At 41.9% G+C, this 7,165-nt stretch carries 6 protein-coding genes; all 6 read right to left on the reverse strand.

Annotated elements, in window-relative coordinates; all coding sequences use genetic code 11:
* Positions 1 to 42 precede the first annotated feature (42 nt).
* Positions 43 to 423 carry a hypothetical protein gene (locus B2V92_RS00110; RefSeq protein WP_293303695.1) on the reverse strand — a complete coding sequence of 127 codons (381 nt, stop codon included), beginning with the start codon at positions 421 to 423 and terminating at the stop codon, positions 43 to 45.
* A gap of 55 nt (positions 424 to 478) precedes the next feature.
* Positions 479 to 3,520 (reverse strand): glycosyl hydrolase family 28-related protein, encoded by a 3,042-nt coding sequence (locus tag B2V92_RS00115; protein WP_293303697.1) that lies wholly within the window; start codon positions 3,518 to 3,520, stop codon positions 479 to 481.
* Positions 3,521 to 3,773: 253 nt separating this feature from the next.
* The gene (gene metQ / locus B2V92_RS00120; protein ID WP_293303698.1) at positions 3,774 to 4,595 is read right to left on the reverse strand and encodes a methionine ABC transporter substrate-binding lipoprotein MetQ; all 822 of its coding nucleotides are present in this window, start codon (positions 4,593 to 4,595) and stop codon (positions 3,774 to 3,776) included.
* A gap of 18 nt (positions 4,596 to 4,613) precedes the next feature.
* Positions 4,614 to 5,258 (reverse strand): methionine ABC transporter permease MetI, encoded by a 645-nt coding sequence (metI, locus tag B2V92_RS00125; protein WP_414691884.1) that lies wholly within the window; start codon positions 5,256 to 5,258, stop codon positions 4,614 to 4,616.
* Positions 5,259 to 5,262: 4 nt separating this feature from the next.
* Positions 5,263 to 6,294 carry a methionine ABC transporter ATP-binding protein MetN gene (gene metN, locus B2V92_RS00130; RefSeq protein ID WP_293303701.1) on the reverse strand — a complete coding sequence of 344 codons (1,032 nt, stop codon included), beginning with the start codon at positions 6,292 to 6,294 and terminating at the stop codon, positions 5,263 to 5,265.
* Between the two features lie 521 nt (positions 6,295 to 6,815).
* A partial coding sequence (locus B2V92_RS00135; protein ID WP_293303703.1) for a DUF92 domain-containing protein occupies positions 6,816 to 7,165 on the reverse strand: 350 nt, incomplete at its 5' end.

The raw sequence follows: 7,165 nt of genomic DNA on the forward strand, positions 1-7,165 counted from the left end.
GTTCCAAACGGGAGACAAAAAACCTTGAATGGCAATGACCATCTAATTTACGGCCCTTACCGCTTTATCGAAGGAGAGTACCAGGCTCTTCTGATCTATCGCAGTTAAAGCAACCTCATGGTTATCTTTCCCTGTGGTAAAATAAACGCTGGCCTGCTGTGTATGTCCTTTTTCAAGTCCATCTTCAAACAACGCAATCCCGAACAAATTGGCGTCCGTTTTCGAAGAAGCAATGATACTTACTGTACCAAGATTATATTTTCCATTGTTTTTTAGGGTAACAATTCCATTTTTATAAGTATACGAAAGTCCCTTAACTGTTTCCAGATAGGTTTTATTTTTACTCGTAACCGGTTGATAGGTTTGTGCGTGTAATGCAAGTCCGCCGGTTAATAAAAGAAATGCCAGTACTATTTTTTTCATTTGTGTATTTTTTTTTATAAAAATAGGCCATTATTTTGCGCGGTGCAAATCTGTCTTAGTCCACAATTGATAACTTGTACAAAGCAGAACGCGAAGTATAAAACAGGTTTTTACCATCAGGGCTTACAAAAATCGTTGTTGGCCGCTCCGGTACCTTTATCTCCCTGATCTGTTTCCCTTCTCCATTATAAACAAAGATATTCCCATCGGCAACATAAACATTGCCCTGGTTATCAGTTGCCGCCCCGAACTCACCCCTTTCAGTAAAACCCTTAAGATCAAATAATTCACCCTTACTACCTACATCAAACTTCACCGTACGTTTGTTAAACTCATCTGTGGCATATAATATTTTCCCTGGCCGGGCTTCCTGAAGACCATTTGCCCTAAAAAGATCTGCAACTAATGGAATCACCGTTTTGCCGTCTCCGGCAACATAGGCATCTTTCGCTGCCCTGATTTTCCCCCTGTCATAATCATAAAAGCCAACGCCCCTATTGGATGGATACAATATCCTTGCAATGTTGGACAGGGAATCAATAGGGTGCTTTTGCAGCAACTCTAAAGCATATCCCTGTTTTTCCTGATCAAAACTGTAAACCATCGGGGTAAAACCCACATATCCCCAGCCTTTGGTAGAAGTTCCCAACTGTGGGTAACCTTCGCGTTCAAAGTATTTGAATACGACCAATAAGCGGTCGTTCTGATCTACTCCAAGTGCCAGGGGCTCCCATGGAATATTTGCAAGGATGCTAAGCGAGTTTGAACCGGCTGACCATTTATATATTCGGCGCAAACGCGATTCGCAAAAATAGATATTCCCTTTGCTATCCCCGGTAATGCCGTTGGCAAACTCAAAACCTTTGGCCAGCTGCACCGGTTCTTGAATATCCCGGGCAGCATTTTTCTGCTGATCTGCATTACTGTTTATCACAGCATGGGCAAACTCCCAGGGTCTGATCTCGGTGTCAGAGTTCACATCATATATCGATGATGTATTTACAAACTTGGTCTGGCTGAAGTTATGCAGATTTGAGAAATCAATATTCTGGCAGTTCCATGTCCTTACACCGGCCGGGTAAGGTAAATTTACCCGCGTAACCCTATACATGTACAGATTGGCAAAACGCAGGTTACTGCAGTTCTGCAGATCGAGGGGCTGCGCAAAAGATCCTTCCCTGTTCTCTTCTTCTGTTTGAAGGGCGTAAATATTCCAGTTTGATACCCGATCAAACACTACTTCATTTAAAACATGGTGCTCTACCGATAAAGCATAAATATTGGATGGTGTGGCCGTATCCGAAACGTATACACCGGAATTGGCAAAAGTATTTGCGCTCCATATGTTGTTAAAGGTGCCTCCTCCGCCATCAGTTATCCAAATACTGGCGTACTGTGTATTCCAGGCTTCATCAATGCCGGGCTGTGTACGGGCTTCTTCTTCACTGCGCTTATCTCTATTCCCTGAATTGCGGAATCCGCCAGAACTTGCTTCAGGTTTTTCCATCGTACCATGACCGCCTATAAATTTAACATCGTCTATCAGCGAATTTGCTCCGGCCATCCATTTGCAGGCCACGGCACGGTTATTATAGATACCGGTATAAAGCCCAATTCCACTGAGGATATTTGTTCCTCCCTTTGGGGCCTCAATCATGGCCACTGGCGCACCAAAACCGCCAAAGAAAGTGGTATTGTCGGCAAGTAAAAACTGGGTAGATATTGGGTTAAGGCCAATAAGGGCAGTATTCTCCTTTAACTTTATGGTTCCCGTAATCCTGTAACGGCCCTGTGGTACATAGATATTGGGAAATCGATCTATTGCATCCCTGATAGCTTTGGTATCATCTGTTTTTCCATCACCTTTGGCGCCAAGATCCTGAAGGTTTACCCAGGTATTCATTTCGGGAAGCTGTTGGATAGTTTTTTTTATGGCTGAATATTCCTTCCGGTCTGTAACCTCGCATACCGTTTTGTACACCGCATCTGCGTTAATAGCATCCATTTGTAAACCTTCCCTGAAATTATCGATGAGGTATACAGGTGTGTTACCTTTAATTGTATTCCCGGTATGCTTATCATGGCTGATAACAGGAACATTGCGGCAAGCGATCTGGCGCATATTGATCTGGTTAAGGGAATTATCTTTTAAACCCAGGCTTACCAAGGTTTTTACATTTTCGAGGCGGCTGTTCTCCATAATCAGTTTTTCATAATGGTTAAGGTCGATATCAATGGCTACCGGTGCATTTTTCACAACCATACCCAAAATGGTAAGTCCTGCTTCGCGGGTTTTCACCGCTGCTTTCCGCTGGCCTTCAAAATAGGCATCAAGCATCACGAATTGCCAGCCAGGAGATGGTTTGGTGGTATATATACCATAATCTCCTCCAAAAAAACGGACGTTCCGGATTTCATTTCCCACATCAAATAAACCGGCTTTACCTTTGCCTGTATGTATATCAACGTGGGATATAAAACTATGCTGTGCAAAATGGGCACGGAATGCAACCGCCTGGGGATTACCGTCTCCGATAAAAATATCCAGGTTTGATACTGCACTGTAAAATGTACTGGCATTTGCATCCGGCACACGCCCGTTGCGCGGAATACCACCCGTAAACCAGAACATATACTTTGCCAGCCCCTTATCTGTAGTATCGGGCATCTGAAAACCAGGGGAATTTTTACGGAGGATAATCTGCGGCCGTTTATTTCCAAAACCTATAATCCTGATGGCTGTTGGGATATAAATTGTTTTGCTGATAAGGTATTTGCCCTCAGGTATAAATACGACCCCGAAGTTATCGCGGGTTTTTAATTTATCGATGGCCTGTTGCAACGCATCAGATACGTCTGTTTTCCCATCGGTAGTGATCCCGAAATTAGCCGGGGTAAAATAAACAGCATCACGGTCTTTTGGCAACTGTTTATAAACCGAAATACTTTTCGGTGGAGCCTGTTCGGCCTGGCAAAACTCCCCTGCAAAAAAGAAAAGGAATAATGTTAATACGGTTTTAAAGTAACCGGATATTGGCATAATGAAAACAGTGCAGGCACGGCTGTTAGAATGGCCGCTAATTAGGATTTTTAACATATCATGAAGCAAATTAAGCTAATGTAAATAGCTTTATAATTCCTGATCGCTCCATATATCCTTCAAAAACCGGCAAAGCCTTCAAACCGTCATTTCAAACGTTTGAAATAATGTAAAAATCAGTACCGCATTAAATAGATTGATGTTGCCCATAAAAAAAGCTGGTTTAAAATGGATGTCATTTTAAAACCAGCTCAAATTATTTAAAAAGATATTAAGGGATATTGGTTTAACGCTCCTTAAGATTCATCGTTTACCACCCTTTAATTGCGCTTCCCTTAAAGGCAAGTTTTGCAGCTTCTTCTACCTCGGCCGATTGATATGCTTTTACAAAACGTTTAACTTTATCATCATCTTTATTGTCTTCGCGGGCAACAATTGCATTTACGTAAGGCGATTTGCTGTTTTCGATAAAAAGTCCGTCGCGGGTAGAAACCAGCCCTATAGGTGCTGCAAAAGTATTGTTGATTACCGCGATAGATACATTGGCATCATCAAGCGAGCGCGGAAGCTGTGGCGCTTCGAGCTCAAGGATTTTCAGTTTTTTGGGATTTTCTGTTACATCATTAAGTGTAGGTAAAAGACCAACACCATCTTTGAGTTTAATCAATCCGGCAGTTTGAAGCAGCAATAACGAGCGGCCGCTATTGGTAGGGTCGTTCGGGATAATAATGGTACTTTCATCTTTAAGCTCTTTAAGGTTTTTGATTTTCCTAGAGTAACCTGCAATGGGATAAACAAAGGTATTACCCACAATGGCAAACTTGTAACCGCGCTGTTTTGCCTGTACATCCAGATAAGGTTTATTCTGGAAGGCATTGGCATCAATATCGCCCTGATGGAGCGCTTCGTTGGGCATCACGTAATCATTAAACTGCACCAGCTCAACATCGAGGTTGTATTTTTCTTTGGCTACTTTTTGGGCAACCTGTGCAATTTTATATTCCGGACCTGATTCTACCCCAACGATAATGTGGTTGGGATCATTTTTTTTAGTACCACCGTTACAGGCGGCCAAAATAGTTAATGCTAATATTAACGCTGAATTAAGACGTTTTTTTAAAGTGAAATTCATTTTATGGGATTTTGTATTTTATTTTCTGTGATCAAAATATTTTGAAAGGCGGTCGCCACCAAACTGGATAAGGAAAACGATAATCACCAGCAATACCAGCACGGTATTCATTACCAGCACATCATAGCCGATATAACCATACTGATAACCGATCTGTCCAAGTCCGCCTGCACCAACCGCACCGCCCATTGCCGAATAACCAACAAGAGTGATTAGTGTAATGGATGCACTGTTGATGATTGCGGGTAAAGCTTCAGGAAGTAATACCTTTCGGATAATCTGCATTGGTTTTGCGCCGAGTGCCTTAGCTGCCTCAATAAGACCATAAGGAATTTCGAGCAGACTGTTTTCTATCATCCTGGCAATAAAGGGTGCTGCTCCAATGCTCAGGGGAACCAGAGCGGCCTTTACGCCTATTGAAGTGCCAACCAATGCCCTGGTAAAAGGGATCATCCAAACGATTAAAATAATAAATGGAATGGAGCGGAAAATATTCACCAATATGGCGAGGATACGGTTTAGTAAAGGATGCTCTAAAATCTGTCCTTTCCGCGTAATAAACAGTAATATCCCTGTTGGCAGGCCCAAAACAAAGCCAAAGAAACCTGAAACAAATGTCATTACAATGGTTTCGAGTGTACCGCTCAGTAAGAGCTTAATCATAGATTCAGACATAACCCAGTACCTCCGCGCCGATATTTAAAGTTTTATAATAATTGATTGCTTTGACATGATTTTCGGGATCACCCTGGGCTTCTACCAATATAGTCCCAAATTTTACGCCAGCTGCATGTTCAATCTGTGCGGTAATGATATTATTGTTTATCCCAAACAATGATGCCACCTCCGAAAGTACAGCACTATCGGCCGCATCGCCATTGAAACTGAGTTTAATAATGGGATTGCCCAGTCCGGATGAATTGTTTTTAATCTGTTCTTCATATTCTTTAGGAAGCGTTACTTTAATGGAAGATGAAATGAACTTTTTGGCGAGTTCGCTTTTGGGGTGCGAAAATATTTCGCTTACCGTCCCCTGTTCTACCAACACGCCTCCGCTGATAACGGCTACCTCATCGCAGATTGCCTTAACCACTTGCATTTCGTGCGTAATGAGCAATATCGTGATACCAAATTTCTCATTGGTATCTTTTAAAAGTTTTAAAATAGATGTAGTCGTTTCAGGATCAAGCGCACTGGTAGCCTCATCGCAGAGCAGTACCTTGGGGCTTGCGGCCAGTGTTCTGGCAATGGCTACACGCTGTTTCTGTCCGCCTGATAAATTTACAGGATAATCTGCGTGTTTTTCTGCCAAACCTACAAAGTTGAGCAGTTCAGAAACACGCTCCTGTATTTTCGCTTTCGAAGCCCCTTCCAGTTCGAGCGGGAAAGCCACATTCTGATAAACCGTGCGTGAGGAAAGCAGGTTAAAATGCTGAAATATCATCCCGATCTGCCTGCGTTCTTTGGCAAGCTCACTCCCCGAAAGTTGCATCAGGTTTTTTCCATCGATAAATACCTCACCCGAAGTTGGTTGTTCGAGCAGGTTTGCGCACCTGATCAGCGTACTCTTACCCGCTCCCGATGCACCTATCACCCCAAATATTTTGCCCTTTGGTACATGTATCGAAACATCCGAAAGTGCTTTTACCGATCTATCGCGAAGTACAAATGTTTTGGTAATATTGTTTAATCTAATCATTTATCTTTCTAATTCCCCAGTTATAAGGCCAAAATACCTTTTCTGGCCATCATGCATTTTAGTTAACAGTAATGGATTTACATCCTTGTAGGGGTTATAAAATGGCTTAAAATTTTGCAACCCTTCACAACCGGTTAAATAAAATCCTGGGCCTGCAAATATAGATAAAATCCATAGACATTATAGCCTCACAAATCCCAAACTGCACTGCTAGTCTGCGAAGGTGTATAATGGAATTGTCACAATGTAACTGACCGAAAAAACTAACCAAATTAAATTTGGCGGACATTAAATAATTTGTATTAATTTGTATAGTTAATCTATAGATATAATATAAATAAATATATAAAAATATTCCTGACTCATAGCAGGTTTATATTTGGTTAGAATAGAGATATTCTGGATGGGATATCTCTAATTTCAAATGCATAAATCCAACGATTTTGATTATAAAAATGATGTTAGCATCGACCTACTTAAGTGGTATTCATAAAAGCTTAAATTTTGAGCCAATAAATTATCTAGAGAAACAGTATAGCCAACAGCACCATAACCAGTGCCGCCGCTAGGGTATTCAGAAAATTGACCGCATCATTCCCGATTTTTCCTTTACGTTCAAACAAAGCACCCAGTATCGAATCGGTAAGGTTACCTATTGTACCGGCAATAACGATAAAGCAAAAGTTGATATCCCATCCTGATCCCAGGGCATAAATAGCGGCAATAATGCAGCTTCCGGCAATGCCGATCAGGGTGCCTTCCAAACTGATTACCCCGTCCATTCCACAACGGTCGGCCCTGAAGGAAATAATATTGAAAAACCGTTTTCCATAAACCATACCCAATTCAGAAGAAAGGGTATCGGCGGGGG

The sequence above is a fragment of the Pedobacter sp. UBA5917 genome (assembly GCF_002432345.1).
Taxonomy (GTDB): Bacteria; Bacteroidota; Bacteroidia; order Sphingobacteriales; family Sphingobacteriaceae; genus Pedobacter.